Raw genomic sequence first — 24,246 nt, forward strand, 5'->3', positions numbered from 1 at the left:
TTTATTTTTTACTAGCGGTGTGGGCAACCCGGGCATCCCTTGACGAACGACCATCCATTCTCTTCCAATTTCTTATCTTCACTCCATACCCAACAAACATTTGGTTAAATGGAGTCCGCTCAACCATCAGGCATAGACATGTCAGGCATCTGGTCTCGGATTCCTGTTTTTTTTAGAGCCATCCTTCTGGGGTTCTTGGTCAGTACAATTGGCATTGCCATTTGGTCTGCTGATATCTATCTCTTCAAATTATCAACCTGGTCGATCATACTCATGCTCGTGCCCCTTTGGCTCTATTGGAAATTCCTTTCCGGGAACAGTTGGCCCAAGCGCACTTCCGAGACCCGGCGCCGGTTTTTTAGAAGTGTTCAATTATCCGCTCATGGATGGAAATGGGCGCTGGTGGCCGGACTGCTTTTTGTCCTCATTGTTCAGTCCTGTTTTGTAATCACGTTTCGCATCATACCGTTGCCCGATTCATTTTCTTCACAGTATGAGATCGTGGAGAGCTTGCCCGCGTCGGTGGCATGGCTTGCCATATTCATGAGCTCACTCGTGGCGGGCGTTTGTGAGGAAGTCGGTTTTAGAGGATACATGCAGGTACCGCTTGAGCATCGGTATGGGCCGGGCGTGGCCATTGTCGTTACCTCTATTGTATTTTCCCTCGTTCACCTGGATCGGTCATGGGCGAGCACGGTCTTTCCCATCATTTTTTTTGCCAGTGTATTGTTGGGGATCCTTGCCTACCGGGCACAGTCACTCATCCCCGGGATCGTCGGTCACTCCCTCCTGGATGTATTTGATTACTCGCTATGGTGGACAAAACTCTTGGGCAAATTTGATTGGAAGACGATTTCCGTTACGGGTGTTGATGGGCATTTTGTCCTTTGGTGTTCCGCATTTATCATTGCGACAGTTGCATTCTTTTGGGCAATCAGTAAGTTGAAACTATCAAACAGCACGTTATAAGTATTCCACATAGCCATCCGTCCCATTAACCCGGATGCGTTGTCCGTCTTTGATCAGCTTCGTAGCATTCTCCACTCCGACCACTGCCGGCAAACCATACTCACGCGCGACAACCGCTCCATGCGTCATCAGTCCCCCAACTTCGGTGATCAGGCCTTTGATGGATACAAACAAGGGTGTCCAACTGGGATCGGTGAAGGCAGTGACCAATATATCTCCTTCGTCCAGGTCGGCATCCTCCATGTTTAAGATGACACGCGCCCGGCCCTCGATAACTCCGGACGAAACCGCCAGCCCCACGATGGCTCCGGCTGGAAGATTTTCCCGTTTGTACGCACCAGTCATGATTTCACCATCCGACGTGATCACGCGTGGCGGCGTTAACTTTTGATATAACTTGTAGTCGTCCTTTCGTTTGTTGATGACCTGGTAATCCATCCGATCGCCATCGGATGCAGTTGCGGCGATGACCTGCCGAAGCTCTTCCAGCGTGAGATAGTAAATATCTTCTTTCTCATGAATGACCTTGGCTTGCACGAGTTTTTCTGCTTCTTTCATTAACGCCTGCTTGTAAACAAAGTAGTGTCCGACCAAGTTGTATTTTGGATATTCACGATAGCCAATGAAATTCCGGACGAGGTCGATCATTTGCTTTAATTCCTTGGCTTTTTGCTCGCCCTCCGGCAATGACTTCAACCGGTCTACCAATGCCTGCTCCTTTTCCAAAGCTTCGCGTCGCCCTTGCTCGAATTTCCGATGGCTGGCGTTGGACTCCTGGTTTTTGATATTGCTGAGAATGACAGGAACCAGTGTCGCCGGTTTTTCGGCCCAACGGGTTCTGGTGATATCGATCTCTCCGGCACACCGCATTCCGTATTTGTCCAGAAATGTATGGATAGCGTCTTGCACTTCCTTTCCACCTGGGAACTTCACCAGTTCATCCAAAAAATCATCATCCTTTACCTGGTGTAGGTAGTCCATTAATTCGGGATGAGGCCGAATCACATCGGCGACATCCAGGAGCGCCAGGCCCATTTCCGAAGTAATGTTGTTATCGACAGATTGGGAAAGTATGTCCGCTACGTTTTTTTCACCCAACCACTCCATCATCTTCTCATTGATCCAGAACGAAGCATCCATCGCCGCCATGATCACACCCAGGTTTCGTGGATCAGCCATCAGTTTTTTTAATCGCGGGATATCTTCTTGAATAAAATCAATCAGATCGGTTCCTGATTTCGTTTGAATGTCCTTCTTCAACGCTGCGATCGATGTCTGACTACTTCGGATCAGATCCAACACGATTGCCGGATCGTTTTCGATCTTTGTTCGGGCACCCGCAAGCGAAATCGGTTTATGGTTTGATCCAGGTTGTTTTTCATCTTCACCGGGTGACGATTTGACAAAATTTTCCCGCGCAACGATGGTCAATAGCGCGTCCTTGATCAGTGGATCGGATTGTCCCAGGGTGGTGATCACCGCTTCTCTGCTGGCGCGTGAAGCCAGCATCGGGGTGATATCAACAAACAGCCTTCCTCCCGCCGTACGCATGAGTGCACGCGTCGTTAAAAGGAAAAAAGACAACCCCAACGGTTTCATGGCATCGGTCATCATTTGCTGGTGACCGACGGATACATAGACGTGATTTTCCTGGTCATTCGCCTCGGGGATCGGAAATAGAGTAGTAATCGGCCGGCTCTGTACAATATAAAAGATCTGCCCATCCGCCAGATGGCCATCCTCCACCAAACACCACTCGATGTCCTGGGGCTGGCCGAAATGTACTTCGATCGTTCTGCCCATGCGCTCAAGCTGCAGGATCTGCGCATCCGACAGGACTTGCTCGTTCTGCCGCCCGGGCTCGATCTCCTCTTCTTTTGTGCCGCCATCTTCCAAAGCATGAATGGCCAGTTTCTTTGTGGATATCCGCTTATCGATCACGTTGCCGTTGCTCACTTTGTAGTTGTCCGCACTCACCAACCCCGCAACCAAAGCCTCACCCAGTCCAAAGCTCGCATCGATGGATAATACTTTCCGATTCGAGGTGACGGGATCGGCCGTAAACAAAATCCCCGCCGCTTTTGGGAAGACCATCTTCTGAACGACTACTGACAGGAGGACTTTGCGATGATCGAAACCGTTTTGAAGACGATAGATCACCGCCCTCTCGGTGAAGAGCGATGCCCAGCATTTGCTGATGTGCTTTAGGATGGCCGCCTTCCCGATAATGTTCAGATAGGTGTCCTGCTGCCCTGCAAAAGATGCCGTTGGCAAATCCTCTGCGGTGGCACTGGATCGTACGGCATAGGCATCTTTTTCGCCAAACATGGCGAGACAACCCGCTATCTCCTCTGTCATCTCCTTAGGAATGGGGATTCCTTCAATGACCGTCCGGATCTTTGAGCTAACCTCGCTGATGTTTCTCCTCTCGTCAACTTTAAGTCGGTTTAATTCCTCAAGCAACCGGTTCAGCTCCTGACTATTTCCGATCACTTTTTTATACGCCTCGGTAGTGACACAAAAACCCTCCGGCACCGGTATGCCCTCGATCCTGGACAACTCGCCCAGATTAGCGCCCTTGCCCCCCACCGTCATCACCATTGACCGGTCGATCTCCTGAAAACGAAGTATGCAGACACTCATAGTTTTTATTTGCTTTCCTTTTTACGTTTGTTGTTGACCTTATCCGTGGTTTCATTCATGATCTCAATGGCCCCTAAAAAATAGGTTTCAATCACTTTGATGTCCTTACTTGAAAATGAAGCAATCAGTTTTTCCGACTTGCTCCGAAATTCCTTATAGAGCGGCACCATCAACGTCATTATATTTTTCGTGTTGGGCACGATGATGACCTTGCGCCTGTCGTCTTCGGAAAATTGTCGCTTCAGCAGTTTTTTCTTTTCCAGGCGGTCTACTAAAGCGGTCACGGCGCCGGTGGTCAGACCGGTTAAATGGGAGAGCTCGCCGGCCGTCATGTGGCCTTTTTGCATTAGAAATCCGAGGTACTTATGGTCCGTTCCGGGAAGCCCTGCTTTTCGGGCAATGGCCTCGTGCATCTGCAGGGAGCTGAAGGCATGGAGTTGGTTCAGTTTCCGTATTCGTCTGATCAGGTCGGCGTCCATTTTTTATCTTTATTGTTAATTATCTTAATGATAAAGATAATATAAAACGGGAAACATATCCAAATATTTTTTTGAGTGCCCGGTTCGTGCAGCCGGAACGGGGATTCAGCGGCCCCATTCCTTTTGGTATGGCAGGGTTTCAACGATCCGGGAATGAGGGTTTCAGCGGAAGGCCTTGCATTACTGCGCATCCGAAATCGAGCAGACTGACATAAATTTCTCTCCGGTCATTACCTGCCCTACCCGTGCATGTAAAAATTCCAGACAAAGTCGCTGATTCCTGACGGCTGCCGATCCCTTCAGGCATAAATAAATTACTTTTATATTCGCCTGATCAACTGTAGCCTATAAACTCAAACGAAGATTATGAAATCATTATCAAGATTCGCCTGGTTGGCGCTTGCCGTTCTTTCCGCGGCGTGCACCCAATCAAAAATTAAAGATTTAGTACCCGACAAAGACAATGGGGGCATCACGCTCCCCGAGAAGTTCGGAGCGGTGGTGGTGGTCGATACGCTGGGACGCGGACGACACATGGCCATTGCCCCCAACGGAGACATCTATCTTCATCTTAGCAAGCTTGCGCTGGACGGAAAGGGCATTATTGCCTTGCGCGATACATCCGGCGATGGACGCGCCGATATCGTGAAGGGCTATTCCAACGTTACCGGCACCGGCATTGAACTCCACAACGGCTACCTGTATTACGCCGACGAAACGCACGTCTTCCGAAGCAAAATGACCGAAGGAGAATTGTTACCGGCTGACGCGCTCGACACCCTGGTGACCATGGTGGATGGCGTAGGACACATGGCCAAAACGTTCACGTTTGATGACAAAGGCGGCATGTATGTGAACATCGGCTCCACCAGCAATTGTTGCGAGATAAATTTGCGCATGCCCCACACCGCGGGCGACGATCCGTGTAAAGAACTGGAAACCCGCGCCGGCATCTGGAAGTTCGATGACAATACCCTGGGCCAAAAGCAAGACCTTAAGTTCCGCTATGCTACCGGCATCCGAAACGCTGTTGCCCTCACCTGGAATGCTGGCGTCGGCCGGCTGTTTGCCCTTCAGCATGGAAGAGATGATCTTCATCGCTACTGGCCGGAATTTTACACCGAAGATCAAAACCTGGAACTCCCCTCCGAAATATTCTTCGACCTCGAACAGGGCGACGACATGGGTTGGCCTTACTGCTACTACGATCACCTCCAGGGCAAAAAGTTCACGAACCCCGAGTATGGCGGCGATGGCGCGAAGAGCGACCGTTGCGACAAAGCCAAAACTCCGTTGCTGGGCTTCCCCGGACACTGGGCTCCCAACGATGTGTTGTTCTATAAGGGTGATCTCTTCCCCGAAAAATATAAGCAAGGCGCCTTCATCGCTTTTCATGGAAGCTGGAATCGGCTGGGCCATGAGCAGCAAGGCTTTAAAGTAGTTTTCGTTCCCATGAAGGACGGAAAACCCTCAGGCCCCCACGAAGTCTTTGCCGATGGATTCATTGGCCCCCAGCCCATCACCAATCCCGGCAACGCATTCTTCAGACCCTGTGGTTTGGCCGAAGGTCCTGACGGATCGCTGTACATTTCCGATTCTCAACACGGACGCATCTGGCGCATTGTGTATTACAAGGACGGCATAGCAAAAACGGCAGACCGCACACTGTACAAGCCTGAAGTGGCGAAGGAGGAAGAACCTGTTGCCGATGAAATGGTGGCAGGACAAACCGTCTATAACACCTACTGCGCACCTTGCCACCAACGCGACGGCAAAGGAGCTCCCGGCATGAATCCGCCTTTAGCGGGCGTCAACCTTGTGACGGGCAACAAAACGGAGTTGATCAATATCATCCTGAAAGGATATGACAAGAAGGACAAGATCAATGGCGAGACCTATCAGAATGTTATGCCACCCCACAATTGGCTGACCGACCAACAGATCGCGGATGTGCTGAGCTACATCCGGAAATCGTTTGGCAACAAAGCGGATGAAGTCAAAGTGGACGAAGTAACCAAGACCCGTGCAGCAACAGGGAAAGCTAAATCCTAGTTTGAAGAAACGCCACTGATACCTTCGGAGCTTTAAACCGTTCAACAAAATAAAACCCATCAGCCTGCAAGGTCTGATGGGTTTTTAATTAATGGGTCTTCGCTGGTTGAGTTGCTATTGCAGCTTCACGAATTTTACGTTTTTACTCACGCCATCCACCGCGATCCCCAGGATGTAAACCCCGGCGGGAAGCGTTTGTACGTCGAGTTGGGAGGTCCCGCTGTTCAGGGCGTAGCTGGCCATGCGCGTGCCTTGCAGGGAATGCACGCTGGCCGATGCCTGGCGGGTGTTTTCGGGTAGCGTTACCGTGAGTTGGGTGCGCGTTGGGTTGGGGTAGACTTGCAGGTGTGATAGCACGTTCTCTTCAGCCGCCAACACGATGCTTGTTGTGACCACCTCGGAGAAGTCGGACGACTTTCCGTTCCGGAACCGCTTCACACGATACCCGATTTGCTGGCCTACTTCCAGGCCGGTGAGGGTGGCTGAATTCGTCCCCTTCAGGATAAGTTTCTCATAGCCGGGCAAGAAGGTTACAAAGTTATCGGACGAAACCTGCAACATCACGGAGTCGGTAAGCGGTATAGCCTTCCAGTTTGCCGTAAACGAATCGTCCGTGACTTTCGTGGCCGGCAAGGCGGGCTGCGGGGCGATGAGGGTGGAGTCGTGGCCGACAAAAGATGATGAATAGGAATCATTGTAGCCCGTGATGCGGAAATAGTACGGCGTAAGCTCCTGCAGGTCCTTGGCGATATAGCTGGTCACATTAGGAGCAAGCTCGTCGATCACTTCAAAGTGTGCATCGTCGGGCGTGGAGCGTTCGATGCGAATACCGGTGGCGTCCTTCACGTTGTTGCGCCAGGTAAGTTTGGCGGCTTCGTCCTTTTGGGCCTTCACGACAAATCGGCCCAGGGTGGTATCGGAAAAAACGATCTTGGCGCCGGCTGCGACCTTCATGCCGTGCTCCCTGGAAAATCGCCCGAACATGTATAGGGTCTTGTCGCGGTACGTTGCGACGAAGGTGTTCGACAGCATGGAATCCAGCGGGTTGTTCATGGCTACCGGCGAGCCTTCATCATCGAGGATCATCACGGCCGGGCTGGACGTATCGCTAAAGCCACTGAAACCTCCGCCCACGGCGATCATGTTGTCGTACAGGGGTTGCACAAAATAGAATTGTCCAAAACTCATGTCGACAAGCGTTGTTTTAAAGCTATTGTCCACCGCCCCATTTTTATCAAGTCTTACAAGAGCTGTACGGCCCTGGTCACTGTAGAACCATCCGCGCATATAAATTCTGTCCTGGGCGTCGACACGAAAGCCGAACCCGGTCGCTGCCGGCGTAAACGAATCGTCTTTGGATCCGTCTGCATTGAGTCGCACGGCATCCTTCGCTAATGTGATTAGAATTATTTTGCCGTCGGACTGAACATCCATGTCATTCACTTGCCTGCTGTCGCCGAGTCCATTTTTTTCGGGCCCGATCCATTTTCCATTCATATCCAGTATGGCAAATCCCGGTGATGGATTGTCGTTGAACGAATTGAAGTAGCCGGCCACATAGATCTTTCCCGATTTAACAATCACCCGGGTGACTGATCCGGGATAGCCATCGCTTTGAGGTCCTGTGCCCGTTTGAAATGTTGCATCGAGCGATCCGTCCGCATTTAATCTCCCGACGAACGTCGGCTCCGAGAGCTTAGAGCTTCCTCCTACGATGATCTTATCATCATCTTGTACGGCCACGGGGCCCACGTAGTATTGATCACTCACCGGCAACGCAGGCGCAAAGGTATTGTCGATTGTGCCGTCGGGATGGAGCCGTAGAAGCGCAGTGTTCGCGGTGAGCAGAACTTTTCCAGTGGATTGCACCGCCATTTGCTTATTGCCCGTGGGAACGCCATTGATGTTCGCTATAGGTACTTTAAACGAAAGGTCCACGGTATTATCAGGCTTTATCTTCGCCGTATGACTGATGTCGGTACCGTCGATCTTTTCAAAACGGCCCGTCAGCAACAGATTGCCTCCGGAATCTTCGTTGATCGTACGCACATCACGCAGGGTACTGGAGGCCACGGGCCGCACAAAATGCCCATCCTTGTCCAATTCAGCGATGCCGGCAAGTTGGTCATCAATTAAATAATACCCCGTTGAAAAAATTATATTGCCATTCTGCCGGCCAAACACCTCCAGGACAATACCATTGGCGAGCGCTGTGTAAAAGGTATTGTCTTTTGAACCATCCGGATTCAAACGCATCAAATGGTAGGTTGAGGCCCCTAGTTCGACGTGGGTCGCCGAAAAAACGAGGCGCCCATCATCCTGAAAGATGATCGTACCTATGGGCAGGCCATAGAAATTATAGGTATAATGGAACGAGTCGTCCACATCACCGTTTGCTTTTAGTTTTATCAGGGCGCTTGGGGCGATCCATGAGCCGGTACTCACAAATACATGATCGTCACGATCGAGGTATATCCGGTCGACCCATGTTGGCTCCGGCACGCTAAAGGCAAACGAGGGATCAATACTGCCATCGGCGTTGTAGCGCACAAGTCTGGTCTCATCCGAATCGTCGATTGCCGTCACCATCTTACCATCCGACTGCAACAGTAGCCTCCCTACCGATGGGTTATTCTGCAATACAAACGACTCGTCTACTGACCCATCGGCGTTTAACCGGGCCAGGTAGTTGCAGCGAACGCCGTTTATATATCTGAAATATCCATGCACTAAAATCTTGCCCGAAGCCAACGGAATGACTTGACTGATACGATCGTCGGTCTGAACGGTCTTAAACCCAGGCACCCGGGTACCCGTGGCATCAACTTTTAGCAAGCTGCCCACGGATTCGTCGCCATACTTATCGATATCTCCATAAACAAAGTATTTGCCGTCGACCGACTCGCACACTTGCGTATAGGTCGGGGGTTCGCCAAAAGGAACATCAAAATCGGTGAGCAATTGAGCCTTGCAGGTGATCACAGCAAGGCAAAGCAAGCAGCAGGTTATGAATTTCATAATTGGGCCAATGGGAATTAGGATATGAAATAAAGGCCTTTTTTTATCAAAAACCAAATTCCAACACCCGTCGTCTTGGATGATCAGCACTGCGAAAACTCCCTGCGAATACCTAAATTTGATTTAACCGGAACGTGTGGTCAAGGTAAATCACTGCCTGCCGTTGCGCGACCTGAACCAAAGCTCCACCATGCTTAAAACATTCCCCTACCGGTATCGCGTCCTGATCTTACTTTTCTTTCTGATCCTCATCACCTATCTCGATCGCGTGTGCATTTCGCTGGTGGGTTTACGCATAAAATCGGAGTTCAAGTTAAACAATGAAGAATTCGGATGGGTGCTGGCTGCGTTTTCACTGGCCTATGCGTTGTTCGAAATTCCCTCCGGCATCCTGGGTGACCGCATCGGACAGCGTGCTGTGCTGATGCGTATTGTCATCTGGTGGTCAATATTCACCGTGCTCACCGGCGCGACTTCGGGGTTGGTCTCGTTGATTGCCGTTCGGTTTCTGTTTGGTGCCGGTGAGGCCGGAGCCTTTCCAACCAGTTCGGGGGTGGTGTCGCGGTGGTTTCCCGTGAGTGAAACGGGGCGAAGTTTGTCCGCCATGTTTGTGGGACAAAATACGGGCGCGGCCCTGGCCCCGCTCATCGTCGTTCCTGTGGCCGCGGCGTTTGGATGGCGCGCGAGTTTTATGATCAGTGGTGTCATCGGCTTGCTTTGGGTGTTGGTGTGCTTCGCGTGGTTCCGGAACAATCCGTCGGAGATGAAAGGCATTTCCGCAGCAGAGCAAAAGCTTATTGAAGACAACCGGCGTTTTGTGACCGAGCGACCCGTATTCCCCTGGCGCAAGGCCCTCACCAACCGCAGCCTGGTGGCGTTGATTGGCGCGTACTTCTGTTCGCAGTGGGGTCTTTATTTTTTTATTGCCTGGATGCCGGTGTACTTGCAGGAAGGCCGTCACTTTTTGGAAAGTGAAATGAAAATGATCACGTTCTATACCTTCATTTTCGGAATCGCCGGTTCATTGTCCGCTGGCTTTCTCAGCGACTGGTGGGTGAAACGCAAGGGTTTGCTCTGGGGCCGGAGGGTCATTGGGGTGCTGGCGTTGAGTTTGATGGCGGCTTCTTTTTTAGCGGCCGCCCTAACACCGAACAATGTGTTGGTAGTGATCTGCCTATATAGCGGACTACTCTTTTATCCCTTCAACGTCATCGCTTCTTTTGCAACGTGTGTCGACATTGGGGGCGATCGCGTGGGCACCGTGGTGGGCATGATGAATTTCTTCGGACAGACGGGAGCGTTTTTCCTGGTCATCCTTTTTGGAAAGATCGTCGACGTTACGCACAGCTTTAATGCGCCACTGTTTGTGTTGGCGGGAGTATTGTTTGTGGGAAGTATATTGTGGTTATGGGTGAATCCGTATAAATCTATCAAGTCAATCTGATTTTTGACTCAGGGGGCTCACCGTCAAATAGGTCATGCCCGCGGAGGCCGGATTAATCAATTTCCCCAAGTCTAACCCAATTAAACCTATCGGACATTCTTTGATCATTGATGAAATCCAACACTATTGTCCAAGCCTCTTCACGCGTACGATAGCATATCGTAGGTATGCGCATGGGTTCTGTTCCAACAACATGCTCAACATATCTGTCATCCTTTAAAGGGATACCTTTTTTGAGCGGGACAAATTCCATATCGTAGTAAATAAAAAAACCGTGTGGTTCGTCGAAAAAGAAAATGAACCATAATTCTCCTTTATCCTTTTTAATGACAAGCGCAGAATCTCCGGTTGATTCGCTGGACCAATAATCTGCCGTGTGTTCAAAAATTACTTTTTTAAGAAATTCTAAACTTGGATTTGGAATTTCCTCACCCAATGGAGAATTGTATTGTATTTGTTTTCCATGCATTCTTTTATTCGATAGCCTTCATTATCATCGACAATTTCCTGATCGGTATCACTTTACCCCGAAGTATCATTGTCATACACATCCATTAAAAGCTAAACCCAACCCGAAACACCCCCCGTGGAGATTCTTCGTAGTCCTCTTTCGGCACAAACACTCCCAGGGAAAACACCAACGCATCCACCGGCGCAACCCAAAGCCCACCGCCATAGCTGTTATGCCAGGCTTCGGACGACTCGCCAATCAGCCATACCCGGCCATAGTCGAAGCCGCCAAACAGGCCCAATGTAAACGGAAGGATCCGGTTGGCGCTGCTGCTGATCCGCCAGCGAACGTCGGTGCTTTGCCAGTAGGCGATGTCGCCATAGAAACGTTCCGTGCGATAGCCCCGCAGACCCAGCGATCCGCCAAGCGTTGGCATCTGAAAGAATTCGTAGCCCTTGCCGAAATTTTGTCCATAGCCGATCTGTGTTCCGATGATCAGGTTTTCCTTCCGATCCACAGCCTTGAAGACCGCGAGCTGTGAGCGTAGCGAGGTAAAACTACGGGCTTCCTTGATATTGTCCATCCAACTCAAGGTGGTGTTGAACCGGACACCGGCGTGTGGGGCAAATAAATTGTCGACGTTGTTGTAGTGAAAACCCAGCTCGGCGCCGGCGAAATATTTCCGGTCAAATATTTCTGCATTTTCTCCCTGACCGTATATCCGGATAAATCGACCGGCGGTGTTCTCGATATGCGAGACGGTAAAGGTCGGGCCGAGGGTGAAGTAGCCGCCCACCCCTGCAAAACGTTTCTTGATGGCGGGGTACAGTCGAATCAATCCCTGCCGCACGCGATAAAAGTTCGGATTGTCTACCGGGCGCTTCGTTTCATTGCCCAGGCCAGCAAAGTTGAAAGCAAAACTGGGCCCGTGATACTGCGCGTCGAGATAGAAATCCCAGTTCTTCACCACGTTGAGGAAATCGCCCTCATAATTGGCCTTGAAGGCCTGCGTTCCCGTAGCAAACGACGCCCCTATGCGCTGAAGCGATGCATAGGGAACCTTCTTAAAGCCGTGCTTCACCAAATTCATAGTCCCTCCCACCAAGAGCTGATCGTCGGGGTTAAACCCAATGATGGGAAACGGTATGGCGATGTCGTACTCGCTGTCGTAGCCGCGCCGGTCATAAATATTAAAACGGGCGACATCCGTCCGTTTGTCCCGGGTCTCCGGTCCGGCATGGAGCGTGTTCTTCCGGAGGTCGTCATACACAAAGGTCTTCTTGCTGCCCCGGGCCACGCGCGATTCATCCGTAAATTCATCGTTCCCCAAACCACCAATGAGTCGCACGCGGATTCCCTTCGACACATCGCCTTTCACGACGAAGTCATCGTCGTCGCCGTTACCATAAAGATCGATCTCGGGCGTGACATCGTTCTCGAAGGTTCGCTGATAGATCTGGTGTTTGATCTCCCCCTTCTTGTTTATGTCATAGACCGTGACCTTGGTGTGGTCATTGTCGACGCGCTCCACTTCAAAGCGTTCGCGTTCTTCCGTGCCGATGACGTCAACTTTTTGCCCCAGGAACTCATAGTGTGTACGGGCGATTTTCATGAGGTCGTTGCGACGTGTCTTCAGACTGGTGATAATACTTTGCGCCGAAAGTTCACGCGCTTTTTTCGGCCAGTCGCGGAACGCTCCTTCGATGACTTCATCGGTGAGATGTTCCTGTATAAATTTTACCTGGGCTTCCCACTGTGCCCAACTGAGCTCGTTCAGAAATGTCCGGTCAAAAAGCCGTGCGCTCCACGTCGTCCATTTCATGCTATTGATCTCCGGACCATACGATTGAAGTTGACGCAGGAAGGGAAGCGTTTGCCGGGCCATACCCGAAACCAATCCGTCGTATGCCGAAAACGCCTGATCGCGGTCGCGGGGAATGGGGCGGTATAGTTTTGACCCATCCGCCTGGTCGAGACACGCCCAGGTCCATTGATCGTCGTGACGGTCCCAGTCGCCAATGAGAAAGTCGAGGAGTCGGGTGCGTACCGCCCATTCTTCATCCACCTGGTATTTGCTGTCCTTGAGAAGATTGTCGACCATGTCCAGCGTGCCCACGATCTTATCGGGCGAACCGAAGAAGGGCGCTCCCTTCCAATGCTTTCCGGACGCACGCTCTTCGACCAGGTGCATGCCTCCGCCAAAGAGCCTATTGTAAATTCCCAGTTGCGGCTGTGCGGGGATGTAGTACAATCGCGGGTTGGCATGATATACGTTGATAGCTTCCGCGAGATAGGGAACAGCCAATGGCGCAAAGGGATGTGTCGCCAGGAAGTTATCCTCCACCAGGTATTTGGCAGCCACCATTTTGTTGAATGGATAAGGCATAAAACGCGTCGCGTCCTTTGTCATCCCACGGAATGCATAGTCGCGTCCATTGGCATCTTGCACCCGAAGGGAGTTGGTCTGATTGCCTCCCCCCTGCTTGACTGCGGTAACGCCACCTTTAAACACGTTCATGTCCAGCACGGGAAATTTATATTGCTCCAGGTAAAGATCGCGATGGTGGGCGCCCAGGAAGAATTTATGGAACTTCCCAATCGGCTTCACAAGATTGCTCGTGACGGCCTGCGTAGTAGAGTCCAGGTGCTGATCGTATTCCGGAAAGGACGTCTGAAGCACTTCGCCGGCAAGCGGCAGCTTATCTTTTATTTTTTTCCGGAACACCAGGGTCTCGCTTGTCCCTTCCGCATTCACCTCATAGAACTGTACCCATGTCTCTCCTCCTTCGTAAAACGAAAGCGTACTATAGCCCAACGCACCGGATGCAAATTCCGACCCCCGGCCCAGATCGACCGGGCTGGTCTTGGATGCACTTCCGCTCACAATAAACTGCTGACCGTCGCGGTCGATATATTGCAGGGCGTGTTCATGACCGCTGGCGAAGATGAAGCTTCCATTTTTATTGGTAGCGGCTAATAGGGCCGCGCGGAGTTCTTTGTAGTCCTGGTGGGCAAGATCTTGTTTCGATCCAATACTGGCTCTGAAAAATGCAGCTAAACTTCCGATACCCGGAAGGGGTACCCACCACTTAGGGTTCACGTCCGTGAGTGGAAACAAGTGCTGCTTCACCGTAAACCCACCACCATGCGGGCCATAGGTATAGGGTGGGTGGTGCAGGGCGATGATCAAATTCTGGTTGCGGTATTTGCGCACCATGGTTTCAAAAATAAAACGGAAGCTCGCTTTGTTGCGCACACCGCATCCGTCATTCATTTTTGGTTCCTCGTCAGAGTCTCCCAGCCACCATTGCGAATCTACGACCAGTATCACAACGTTGTCGTTCAGTTCGATCGCTTCAGGGCCGGCACAGCCATCGTCGGGCAGGAAGTAGTTTTCCCAATCGTCTTTGTCGCTCACACCGCGATGGGTGTTGAGATAGGATTCGACAAAATTCTCCTGGCTATGTAACCCGCGCTGTCCCCAGCCACGCCAGTCGTGATTTCCCGGGACGAAGACGGGGCGTCCTTTAAAATCGTCGAGCATCTGCAACTGGGCAAGGATGCGTTGTTCCGCATCGGCGCGTTTTACCTGTTCTTCCTTGGGCGGCATCCCGTATTCATAAATGTTGTCGCCCAGGAACAAAACAGAGCTGTTTTTTGGGGCCGACCCGAGTTTGGTTTTCAGGTATTTGATCACTCCCCCACTGCCGGGTTCCGTTGCGTTTCCGGCATCGCCAAGCAAGTACATGGTGTGTTTGAGTTCCAGATCGGGAGCTGGGGTCGCGTTTTTCCATTGCCGTGCGTCCTTTGAATATTGTCGCTTATAGGATGCGCAGGAGGCCAGGAACAACAGGAGTAAAAGCGTTTTCGAGGGTAGACTTTTGTTCATGTACTTACTGTTGTCCTTAAATATGGGCTTTTTAGTTGAATTTGCAGGCTTTTCGCGCCGACAAAAAACGATCAGAAGTTATCCATTGTGACCCGGCCATACAACCGGAGCGGCATTCGGCCAGACCCGATGCAAGGCTGGGAACGCATGACAAAAAACGGTTCGGAATTTGCCTTGACACTCGTGACTAGTCAGAGGGACTTTGTTGTGAAGCTTGTTTGTGAAGCTTTGTTGTGAAGCATGATTTTATCCACCCGACTACGAAAAAACATCCGACAGGTTGTCGTATATTGCAATTAATTCCCCAAATATTACTCGATTGCTATTCGTGATGTCTTCGCTCCGTCTCTCGATCGACACGAATGTAACTTGAGGTTTTCTTTGAAGGGCCAAAAGAATATGAACCGAACCATCCGCCAATTTACGCAGTGCACTTTGTTGGTGAGCTTATTCCTGTGTTCGGGTCAAATGGCGCGTTGCCAAAATCAAAAACGAAGACCGGGGCTTCCGGGGATGAGTCCTTCCAAATGGATCACGCTCCGACATACACAGGCGCCGGGAAAATTATACCGGGTCGACGGTTCACCCACAAAGGCCTATACGCAGGAGGATTTCTACTTCAAGATGTGGATACCGGTGGTGAACCTGTCAAAGTTCGCGCTGCTGCTGGGCCCACAATACCGTACCGAGCAACTTGAATTTCAAAGCGACGGCGAGAACCCGCTCCGCCCCCTGGGAGGCTGGAACCTTCGTTCTATGGGGCTTGATATACGCTCGTGCATTACCCTGGATAGCACCTCCTGGCTTGCCTTCAACGCCAACATCAATCAAAGCGGAAATCTTCGTGACCAACCGCACGCCAACGTTCCCATCAACTATACGTTCTCATCCATCTTTATCAAACGCACGGCTCCGAACCGGGAGATCGGTTTTGGTTTTATGGTGAATAAGAGTTTCAACCGCTTCACCGTCCTCCCGGCTTTCATGTTTAACTACAATTATTCATCAAAAGGTGGTATTGAAATAAATCTGCCCTACAAGATCGCCTTGCGCCGGAATCTTTCTCCTACGGACCTTCTCTATGTCAGGGTCGAAGCCGTTACGCGCGCGTATTGGATCAACAGTGGCACACAGCCTTATGCATTCAGAAGAACCGAGGCCGATATGGGGATTGCCTACAACAAACAAATCACAAAGCTGATCGGGGCCGAAGTATTTGGAGGGTATCGCCGGAATATCAGTACACATCTGCCCGGTGAAGTCACTTCCGTTAGAAACTCCGGGTTTGTATTTACTCTTGAACTCTATCTGAGGTCACCCTTCCAGTAAGCTTCAATCCTTGAGGGACGGGGCGTTGTAGTGAACTCACGATCCGGACATCACAAATCGTCAGTAGCTAGTATCCATGAGTCAGTAGCCAGTATCCAGTAGTCAGTAGCTAGTATCCAGTAGTCAGTAGCCAGAAAATGCAAACTTGCGGGCGGTTGCGGCTCTTCAGGGGAATTTCGTTTCGAGATGTTCTCTGTGTATTGCGAAAACCTGGTCAATCGCTTAATTTCAGATTATCATTTTTAACTGTCCGCAATCCTGCGCAGCGAGAGACAAATGACAAATTTTCAATTCATTCCGGTCACGCCTCACCCTTTGCTTCAGCCCTTCATTGCAAAAATGTGGGTCTTTGAGAGCGAGGGGCGAATGCCGGAGTTGGATAAAAAATTGATCGTCCCCAATGCCAATTTTAAGTTGGCGTTTGGTTATCGCAAGGGCATCGTGAGCCACATTGGTGATCAGACGTTCACGTTGGGGGAGAATGAGATCCGGTTATCGGGGATCATCGATTCTCCCGTCATTCTGGATTGTCAGGACGATGCACCGACCGGCACGATCGGCATCGAATTCAACCCACTGGGGGCGTATCGTTTTTTTCATTTATCGTACGCCGACTTCAAGAATCAAATTGTAAAGCTGGCCGACCTCATCGGCAGCCGCGCAGAAAATTTGCAGTGGCAACTCGCCGAAGCAAAAACGGTGGCGCTGAAATTACAGGTCTTGCAAAATTTCCTGATCAAACAATTGGAAAAAAATGCAGCGGATCCTATCTATGACTATTGTATCCACCGGATAGAGAACTCCAAGGGGCTCGTCACCGTAGCGCAGCTTGAAAAGGAAACCGGTTATAGCTCCCGTTGGCTTCATACGAAATTCTCAGAGCACCTGGGTACAGGTCCCAAAAACCTTTCCGAGATCGTCCGGTTCAGGCAGTTTTACCAGGCCTTTGCAGCCGGCAGCAAACTTCAATACCTGAAGGAACAAATTTACCATCACTATCACGACCAGTCCCATTTTCTCAGGGCCTTCAAACGGTTCACGGGCACCACTCCCACCGAACTTCAAAACAGCTTAAATGAGCTGGGCACCAAGGCCTACCGGGCCTGACTTCCGATTTGTACAATACTTTCAGGCCATCGTCGTAGCATCTTTACGGAAAGATCGTGTGAAGGCGTACGCTCACACGGTTCCATTCATTACAAAATAAAAATACTATGAAGAACCAAAGCTATTCGGCTACCATTGAAGTAGCACTACCGCAAAAAGATGTCTTCACCCGTATGAACGACTTTGAAAAATGGTGGACACGTCACATTGAAGGCGAGACCGCTAAACTGAATGATGAATTTGTGCTCCGGTATGGCGATGTCCAGGGAGACATTCACTATTCAAAACATAAGTTGATCGAAGTTATTCCCGACCGGAAGATCGTGTCGCTGGTCACGGAGAGTAAGATCAACTGGATTGAAAAAGACAAGAACGAATGGACCAACACAAAAATGATTTTCGAGTTAACCCCGAAAGGCGACCGGACCGAACTCAAGTTTACGCACGAAGGCCTTGTGCCGGAGAAAGAATGCTATGCCGAGTGTGCCAAGGGCTGGGATACGTTCATCAAGCAAAACCTGTATGCGTATTTGTCGGAGGGCAAAGTTCTGTCGAATGATTTTAAAACCAGCATCGCCGCAAAGATCAGCGCGGAGGAGGCCATCAAAAGGATCAGCGATGTTCCGGCGTGGTGGGACGTCTCCTTTACGGGAAGTGCTGAAAAACAAAATGACAAGTTCATCGTAAAGATGGGCGGAGATTCTTTCTTTGACTTTACCGTGGCAGAATTAATTCCCGGCAAAAGAGTGGTCTGGTTGGTCACCGACTGTCATATGCCCTGGTATTCGGATAAGAAGGAATGGGCCAACACCCGTTTGATCTTTGACCTCACCGAAAACAACGGCATCACGCAGCTGACTTTCAAGCACGAAGGCCTCACGCCGGAAGTGGAGTGTTACAAGGATTGTGAACCCGGCTGGACCCATTGGATCAAAACAAGTTTGTTTTCCTATTTTACTACAGGAAAAGGTGATTTTAACCGACCCTATGCCAAAAAATGAAAGACCAAAGTTACACCGCCACGATAGCGATAGCCCATTCCCCGAAAGATGTTTTCGATCGTCTCAAAAAGGTTTCAACCTGGTGGAGCGGCGAAGGCTTTGAAGGAAGGAGCGCGAACCCAGGCGATGAGTTTACCATCCGGCATGGAGACGTCCACTATTCAAAACAGAAATTAGTGGACGTTATCCCTGACCGGAAGATCGTGTGGCTTGTTACCGAAAGCAGGTTGACGTGGCTCGAGAGGGATCAGCATGAATGGACCAACACCAAAATGATTTTTGAGATTGTTACGAAAGGCGATATGACGGAGCTCACCTTTACGCACGAAGGCCTTGTTCCGGAAAAGGAGTGTTATTCCAAATGCATTCAGGGTTGGGATGTGGTGATCAAGGTCGCCTTCGCGAAAGCTATGGTCACCGGAGATGGCCGCGGGTAAAAAGGTCGACCCCACCCACTCCCCTTTTAATATCGTTATTTTATCGCACCAAAAGCGGCGAAGCACGAGTTCTTATGTAAAATATCAATTTTGCTAAATCCGACTTTGGTAAGCAAAGCCAACTGAAAATTCAGCGAACGCGGCGTGTCCTCATAATTTACATAGTCCAATACTTTCTGACGGTATTCGGGACCGCCCAGTTTTTCCAAATAGTGGCTGTACTGATCCTCGAACAGCCTGGTGATAACTTCGGAGTGATGTGCAATCAAATCAGACACCCAAAAGCTGCCACCGGGTTTGAGTGCTTTGTAGAGTTTGGTAAACATCAACTCCCAGTCATCGTCATCGCGCAAATGATGCAGCGTGGCGGCCGCGAGAATAATATCAAAATGGTTGGCCGGTAAGTCCAGGTTTCGCATGTCATCCTGGATTATGGTAACGGTACCCTTCGTTTGGGGCGAGACCCTCTCCTTTGCTTTTTCCAACATCGGCATGCTCAAATCATTCAGCGTGCAGTTCAGGTTGGGGATCTTACCCAACATCTTCAGGGTGTAGTTGCCCGCGCCACAGCCGATGTCCAGCAGTTCCGTTGCCTGCGGGGTGGCATACTTAGCCGCTTCCGTGCACAGCTCCATGGTGAGCGGCGCGTCGATGGTGGATTGCTGGCCGGTTTCGAGGTTGGAGAAGCGTTCGGTGTCCTTGTCGAATCTTTCCCGGATCTGTTGGTTGGTGGCCTTGTTTGAATAGTCTGTTTTCATAGGGAAGCTTTTTGATGGCTGCAATTACCCGGTTTAGCTTTATATTTGAAAGTATCAATTTTATCAAGTATTGATACCTTACAGGTATGGAACTCAGACACCTCTTATACTTCAAAACGGTTGCCGAGCAATTGCATTTTCGAAAGGCCGCGTCAAAGCTCTTTATTTCTCAGCCGCCCGTAAGCCGACAAATAAAGGAACTGGAAAATGAACTCGGCGTACTCTTGTTCACAAGAAAAGATAAGCGGGTAAACCTGACCGACGCCGGGAAATATTTCAAAGCTGAGGTCGACGAAATCTTTGCGCGTCTGGAAGAAAGTAAAGCGATCGTGCGACAGATCCATAAGAGCGAAAGCGGCGAGCTAAAGATCGGCTACATCAGCTCCGTCTACCAGTCACACCTCGCAGATGTTCTAATCGCGATGCGCGATGTGTTCCCCTACATGAAAACCAATCTGTTCGAGATCCCGACCTTGACGCAGATCAAGTCGCTGGAGCAGGGCACCCTCGATGTGGGGATTCTTCGCGGGCCGGTGCAGTCTGACCAACTCAAGGTGCAGACACTTTTCTTTGACCCGTTTGTGGTGGTGGTTCCCGCCACGAAAGGGAAATATAAACAGCCGGAAAAACTCGCGACCTATCTTAAAACCAGTCCGTTTATATTTTTCAGCAAAGACATCGCGCCACATTATCATGACAAGCTCATCGAAATATGCGCCCGGATGGGCTTCAAGCCGGACATCGTTCATGAAGCAAACAATGCGCATTCCATTTTACAGTTGGTCGAGGCGGGGCTCGGAGTTTCTATTTTGCCGTATTCGCTTAAGCAACAATATGGCTCTTTAAAAGTATCGTTTATTGAATTGAAAAACATACCGGTGAGCACGGAGGTTGTGTTGGCATATAAGCAAAGCAATAAGAATGCGGCGCTTAAATGGTTTATTGAAAATTATCGGAGTGGAAAATGAAATCCCTTCATTCGAGGGTATCGGGCGGACCAGCAAGTACTGACATACAGCATGTTATGAGATTATTGCTATTTTTTTGAAAATCCCGACCGTTTTGCAACGCTCAACCGTCCAAAGATAAATTCAAACAAAATGAAAAATCTGAAAGACAAAGTAGCCGTCGTATTTGCCGCATCCGGTGAGATTGCCGGAGCCGTGGCGCGAGCGTTTTCCCAACACGGGGCCAAGGTGTACGTCACCGCCCGGAACCACGACGCCGTCAAAGCATTAGCCAAGGAGATCAACGCCACGGGTGGCCGCGCGGAGGCCGCCAAAGTGGACGCGTTGAATGAAACCGAAATCGACAACTTTTTGAAAAAGGTCATTGCCGCCGATGGCAAGCTGGATGTCGTCTTCAACGGCATCGGGCTTACGTATGCCGAGATGGGTGGGCGGCCTCCCACCACATTGGCAACCTTCCAACATTTTATGGCTCCGATGGAAAAGATCTGCGGATCGCAATTCCTTACCTCGAGGGCGGCGGCGAGGTATATGATGCAGACCCAATCTGAGGGAACCATCCTGCTGCTCACCGCTTCGCTGTCCCGGTCCAAGATCCCCAACCTGGCGGGCATCACGGCCGCCAGCGCAGCCACAGAAGGATTGACGCGCGTGATGGCCGCCGAATGGGGAGGAGAAGGAATAAAGGTGATGTGTATTTGTGCCAACGCCCTGATGGAAACGAAGCGGATTTCCGGGGGCATCGATGATACTGCTCAACAATACGGAGTGCCCAGGGAACAGGTGGTTGCACAGTACAAGGCCTTCGACATCATGAAGACGAGCCCGACGTTAAAACAGCTTGGTGAAACGGCAGCCTTCCTCGCCTCCGAAACAGGAGTGGCTTTCAACAGTCATATTGTCGATGTGGATTGTGGCAAGATGAATGTTTTGTAGTGCCTCCAACATTTCTTTTATAGTACATTAGCGGTTGCGGCCTTCCTGGCGGAGGCTGCAACCTCATTTTAATGAATTGAATGGAACAAGAAAACACACTCCAATCAGCGATGTCCGGCGACATCCAGGCATTCCAAAAGCTGTTTGCCGGTTTTCAAAACCAACTGAAGTCCTACCTGTACCGCTTGCTTACCGATCGGGATGATGTAGATGATGTGACGCACGATACCTTTATCAAGGCCTTCGCCAATATATCGACCTTCCACCAGGATGCCTCGCTAAAAACCTGGGTATTCAGGATCGCCACCAACCTTGCCTACGATCATTTAAGAAAACGAAAAAGATGGCAGACGGACGCCCAGGACCGGGCTGCAGACCTGGCGATCAGTTCGGAGGAGATCCGGCAGGTGTTTTGGATGGTTCACGGCGCGTCGCCGGCCGGGGCCTACGAAATGAAAGAGCACATCGACTATTGCTTCACCTGTATTTCAAAGACGTTGCCCATCGAAAACCAGGTAGCGCTGATCTTAAAGAACATCTATGATTTCCAGGTAACTGAAATTTGTCTTATCCTTGAAAAGACGGAAGGCGTGATCAAGCACCTGCTGAACGATGCCCGGAATACGCTGACCGATGTTTTCGAGCACCGGTGTGCGTTGATCAACAAGAATGGCGTCTGTCACCAATGCAGTCACTTAAATGAGATTTTCAATCCCAAACAAAATCAGCAAGAAGAACTGATGAAGTTGGAATTGGTGAAGGCTTCAAAGAAATATAACCGGGAGCAATTGTTTGAACTGCGTGAAGTATTGGTGAAGGCTATCGATCCCCTGCATGCTGTGGGCACCGATATCCACGCGGAGATGATGAAGTGTCTTAGAACGGCTATTGGTGAGAAAAGTGATTTTTTTGAAGAAAGACCGGGCAAAGCGGAGTGATCTGTTTTTTCGTTTAAAATAAAAATTGGCTAAGGTCATCAGCAACTGATTTGAAGGATGAAAATTGAAAAATGTACCATGCGTGAATATGACGAGATCGTCAAAGATATCGTTGATTTTTGGGGCAGCGATAGAACCCTTCATTCACATCATCCCTATTTGATCTATGAGTTTGGGGATACCGCTTTTGTCATAAAGGAGCAAGGACAAGTGATTGCTTATTTATTTGGATTCTATTCGCAAACCGATAGTTTGGCGTATGTCCATTTGCTGGGCGTGCGAGAAAAATACCAAAGACATGGATTAGGTTTATTACTCTATCAGAATTTTATAGACATCGCCAAATCAAAAGGGATGACCAAAATCAAGGCCATTACCACGGCAACCAATGCAAAATCAATAGCTTTCCATAAAAATCGGGTTGGGATGACCTTGCTCGGACAGCCAAACGAAGAAGGCGTAAATGTTGTGAGAGATTATTCAGGGGCAAATAAACACAGGGTTGTGTTTGAGAAACGCATCGATAACTAATCCGAGACTCAATTTTGACTCAACACTCATCCCATAAAACACCATACCATGCATAACGCATCAACATCATCACCTGCCGGGCCCGCTTCTCCGCCGGAAAACTTTAGGCACCAAACCGCGTCGGTCAACGGCATTACCATGCATTATGTCATCGGTGGAGAGGGTCCCCCGCTTGTATTGGTCCATGGGTTCGGGCAAAATTGGTTTATGTGGAACAGATTGTTACCGGAGTTTTCCAAGCACTTCACCGTCATTGCCCCGGAGCTCAGAGGACTCGGTGAGTCTGACAAACCGGCCGGTGGTTATGATAAGAAAACAATGGCCAGCGATATTCATCAACTCGTAGTTTCCCTTGGACTCAAACGCATTAAGCTTGTTGGACACGATATCGGTCTTATGGTTTCATACGCGTATGCAGCACAGTATAGTGACGAAGTAGAGAAGCTGGCTTTGCTTGACGCCTTCATCCCGGGCGTTGAGCCGGTGTGGAGCAGGATGTCGACAACGATCTGGCACTTTGGATTTTTCTCCCGGCCGATCGCTGGTGATCTTGTTGCGGGAAAAGAGAAAGAATTCCTGTACGACTTTTGGCCCGACCAATACGGTGTTAACAAAGAGCCCTTCACGCAGGCCGAAAAGGACGAGTTTGTCAGAGCCTATGCAACCCACGGATCGACCACCGGAAGCTTCCACTGGTTTGGATCTTTTCGCCAGGACGTTAAGGACAACCAGGAACTCACGAAGAAAAAATTAAAAATGCCCGTGCTGGCCATGGGCGGGGAATTTTCCTGCGCCCCATTCCTGGCCGATCACGCACGACTCGTCGCCGAAAATGTCGAGGAAGTAAGAATAGCAGGTTCGGGCCACTGGATGGTTCAGGAACAAACGGCGCAAGTACAGAAGGGGCTGATGGATTTTTTACGGAAGTAATCCGGGCCGCAGATCTGCGAAACCGTTTAGAGTGATCTTGCTTTTGTGCGTGTAGCTCGGTACCCTTTGCGCATCAGCGTCGCCCGTGGCAAGCAAGTAGAATAACACCAGCAGTGCGAAATAAAAGCCAATCTTGTGAAGGGGAAATCGGCGTCTTGCAAACTTTCGCACGCGCGTATGGAGCGGCCGTGCAAACCTTACCGTACTCATAGAGGGTGTTAATAGGTTAGGTGCGTAGATTCAAGGCTTGTACCAAAAGAAAAGTCAACCCGTGAAACGCCCTAGGGGATTCAAAAACACGCATTACCGCCGGCGGAGGGTGGTAGACAAGGTTTAAAAAGTTCTTTTTTGGGACAAGGAAATGCT

18 protein-coding genes are annotated in these 24,246 nt (G+C 50.2%); 12 read left to right on the forward strand and 6 right to left on the reverse strand.

The annotated features are described in order from the left end of the window. Positions 1–195 precede the first annotated feature (195 nt). Entirely contained in the window at positions 196–969 is a 774-nt protein-coding gene (locus BUB30_RS08000; RefSeq protein ID WP_178377049.1) for a type II CAAX endopeptidase family protein, read from the forward strand. Here BUB30_RS08000 and ppsA read toward each other — a convergent pair. Continuing rightward, positions 964–3,612 (reverse strand): phosphoenolpyruvate synthase, encoded by a 2,649-nt coding sequence (ppsA, locus tag BUB30_RS08005; RefSeq protein WP_073132583.1) that lies wholly within the window; start codon positions 3,610–3,612, stop codon positions 964–966. The genes BUB30_RS08000 and ppsA overlap by 6 nt on opposite strands. A 5-nt stretch (positions 3,613–3,617) precedes the next feature. After that, a complete protein-coding gene (locus tag BUB30_RS08010) occupies positions 3,618–4,091 on the reverse strand; it encodes a MarR family winged helix-turn-helix transcriptional regulator (RefSeq protein ID WP_073132584.1) in 474 nt (157 codons plus the stop codon). Between the two features lie 366 nt (positions 4,092–4,457). Here BUB30_RS08010 and BUB30_RS08020 point away from each other — a divergent pair, with 366 nt between their 5' ends. Next, positions 4,458–6,143, forward strand: a complete 1,686-nt coding sequence (locus tag BUB30_RS08020) for a PQQ-dependent sugar dehydrogenase (protein WP_073132588.1) — start codon at positions 4,458–4,460, stop codon at positions 6,141–6,143. A gap of 114 nt (positions 6,144–6,257) precedes the next feature. Here the strand turns inward: BUB30_RS08020 and BUB30_RS08025 are convergent, their stop codons facing one another. Next, positions 6,258–9,161, reverse strand: coding sequence for a T9SS type A sorting domain-containing protein (locus BUB30_RS08025; protein WP_073132590.1), 2,904 nt, complete (start codon positions 9,159–9,161; stop codon positions 6,258–6,260). A 136-nt stretch (positions 9,162–9,297) separates the two neighbouring features. On the opposite strand from BUB30_RS08025, the gene BUB30_RS08030 reads away from it, so the two are divergent. Then, positions 9,298–10,605 (forward strand): MFS transporter, encoded by a 1,308-nt coding sequence (locus BUB30_RS08030; protein WP_245804047.1) that lies wholly within the window; start codon positions 9,298–9,300, stop codon positions 10,603–10,605. A gap of 52 nt (positions 10,606–10,657) precedes the next feature. On the opposite strand, the gene BUB30_RS08035 is transcribed toward BUB30_RS08030, so the two are convergent. Continuing rightward, on the reverse strand, positions 10,658–11,074 hold the full coding sequence (locus tag BUB30_RS08035; protein WP_073132592.1) for a hypothetical protein: 417 nt from the start codon (positions 11,072–11,074) through the stop codon (positions 10,658–10,660). A gap of 85 nt (positions 11,075–11,159) precedes the next feature. After that, the gene (locus BUB30_RS08040) at positions 11,160–14,945 is read right to left on the reverse strand and encodes a metallophosphoesterase (protein ID WP_073132594.1); all 3,786 of its coding nucleotides are present in this window, start codon (positions 14,943–14,945) and stop codon (positions 11,160–11,162) included. A gap of 399 nt (positions 14,946–15,344) precedes the next feature. Between BUB30_RS08040 and BUB30_RS08045 the strand changes: the two genes are divergently transcribed. The 4 genes from BUB30_RS08045 to BUB30_RS08065 all read left to right on the forward strand — a co-directional run bounded on the left by BUB30_RS08045 (position 15,345) and on the right by BUB30_RS08065 (position 18,819). Then, positions 15,345–16,274 (forward strand): DUF6268 family outer membrane beta-barrel protein, encoded by a 930-nt coding sequence (locus BUB30_RS08045; RefSeq protein ID WP_245804048.1) that lies wholly within the window; start codon positions 15,345–15,347, stop codon positions 16,272–16,274. Between the two features lie 276 nt (positions 16,275–16,550). Beyond that, positions 16,551–17,381: a helix-turn-helix domain-containing protein gene (locus BUB30_RS08050; protein WP_073132596.1), complete on the forward strand. Its 831-nt coding sequence runs from the start codon at positions 16,551–16,553 to the stop codon at positions 17,379–17,381. 107 nt (positions 17,382–17,488) lie between these two features. Continuing rightward, complete coding sequence (locus tag BUB30_RS35425; protein ID WP_221408671.1) at positions 17,489–18,382, forward strand: SRPBCC family protein; 894 nt, start codon at positions 17,489–17,491, stop codon at positions 18,380–18,382. Further along, entirely contained in the window at positions 18,379–18,819 is a 441-nt protein-coding gene (locus BUB30_RS08065; protein ID WP_073132597.1) for an SRPBCC family protein, read from the forward strand. The genes BUB30_RS35425 and BUB30_RS08065 overlap by 4 nt, the downstream gene beginning before the upstream one ends. 35 nt (positions 18,820–18,854) lie before the next feature. Here the strand turns inward: BUB30_RS08065 and BUB30_RS08070 are convergent, their stop codons facing one another. Next, positions 18,855–19,577, reverse strand: coding sequence for a class I SAM-dependent methyltransferase (locus BUB30_RS08070; protein WP_073132599.1), 723 nt, complete (start codon positions 19,575–19,577; stop codon positions 18,855–18,857). Between the two features lie 86 nt (positions 19,578–19,663). On the opposite strand from BUB30_RS08070, the gene BUB30_RS08075 reads away from it, so the two are divergent. From BUB30_RS08075 to BUB30_RS08095, 5 genes are all read left to right on the forward strand, one after another. After that, positions 19,664–20,545 carry a LysR family transcriptional regulator gene (locus BUB30_RS08075; RefSeq protein ID WP_073132601.1) on the forward strand — a complete coding sequence of 294 codons (882 nt, stop codon included), beginning with the start codon at positions 19,664–19,666 and terminating at the stop codon, positions 20,543–20,545. Between the two features lie 132 nt (positions 20,546–20,677). Next, positions 20,678–21,481, forward strand: a complete 804-nt coding sequence (locus BUB30_RS08080; RefSeq protein ID WP_073132603.1) for an SDR family NAD(P)-dependent oxidoreductase — start codon at positions 20,678–20,680, stop codon at positions 21,479–21,481. Between the two features lie 80 nt (positions 21,482–21,561). After that, entirely contained in the window at positions 21,562–22,419 is an 858-nt protein-coding gene (locus tag BUB30_RS08085) for an RNA polymerase sigma factor (RefSeq protein WP_073132605.1), read from the forward strand. A gap of 57 nt (positions 22,420–22,476) precedes the next feature. Continuing rightward, positions 22,477–22,950, forward strand: a complete 474-nt coding sequence (locus BUB30_RS08090) for a GNAT family N-acetyltransferase (protein WP_073132607.1) — start codon at positions 22,477–22,479, stop codon at positions 22,948–22,950. A 138-nt stretch (positions 22,951–23,088) separates the two neighbouring features. Beyond that, entirely contained in the window at positions 23,089–23,880 is a 792-nt protein-coding gene (locus BUB30_RS08095) for an alpha/beta fold hydrolase (protein WP_262485799.1), read from the forward strand. Positions 23,881–24,246: the final 366 nt, after the last annotated feature.

This window comes from Chryseolinea serpens, from assembly GCF_900129725.1.
Lineage (GTDB): Bacteria > Bacteroidota > Bacteroidia > Cytophagales > Cyclobacteriaceae > Chryseolinea > Chryseolinea serpens.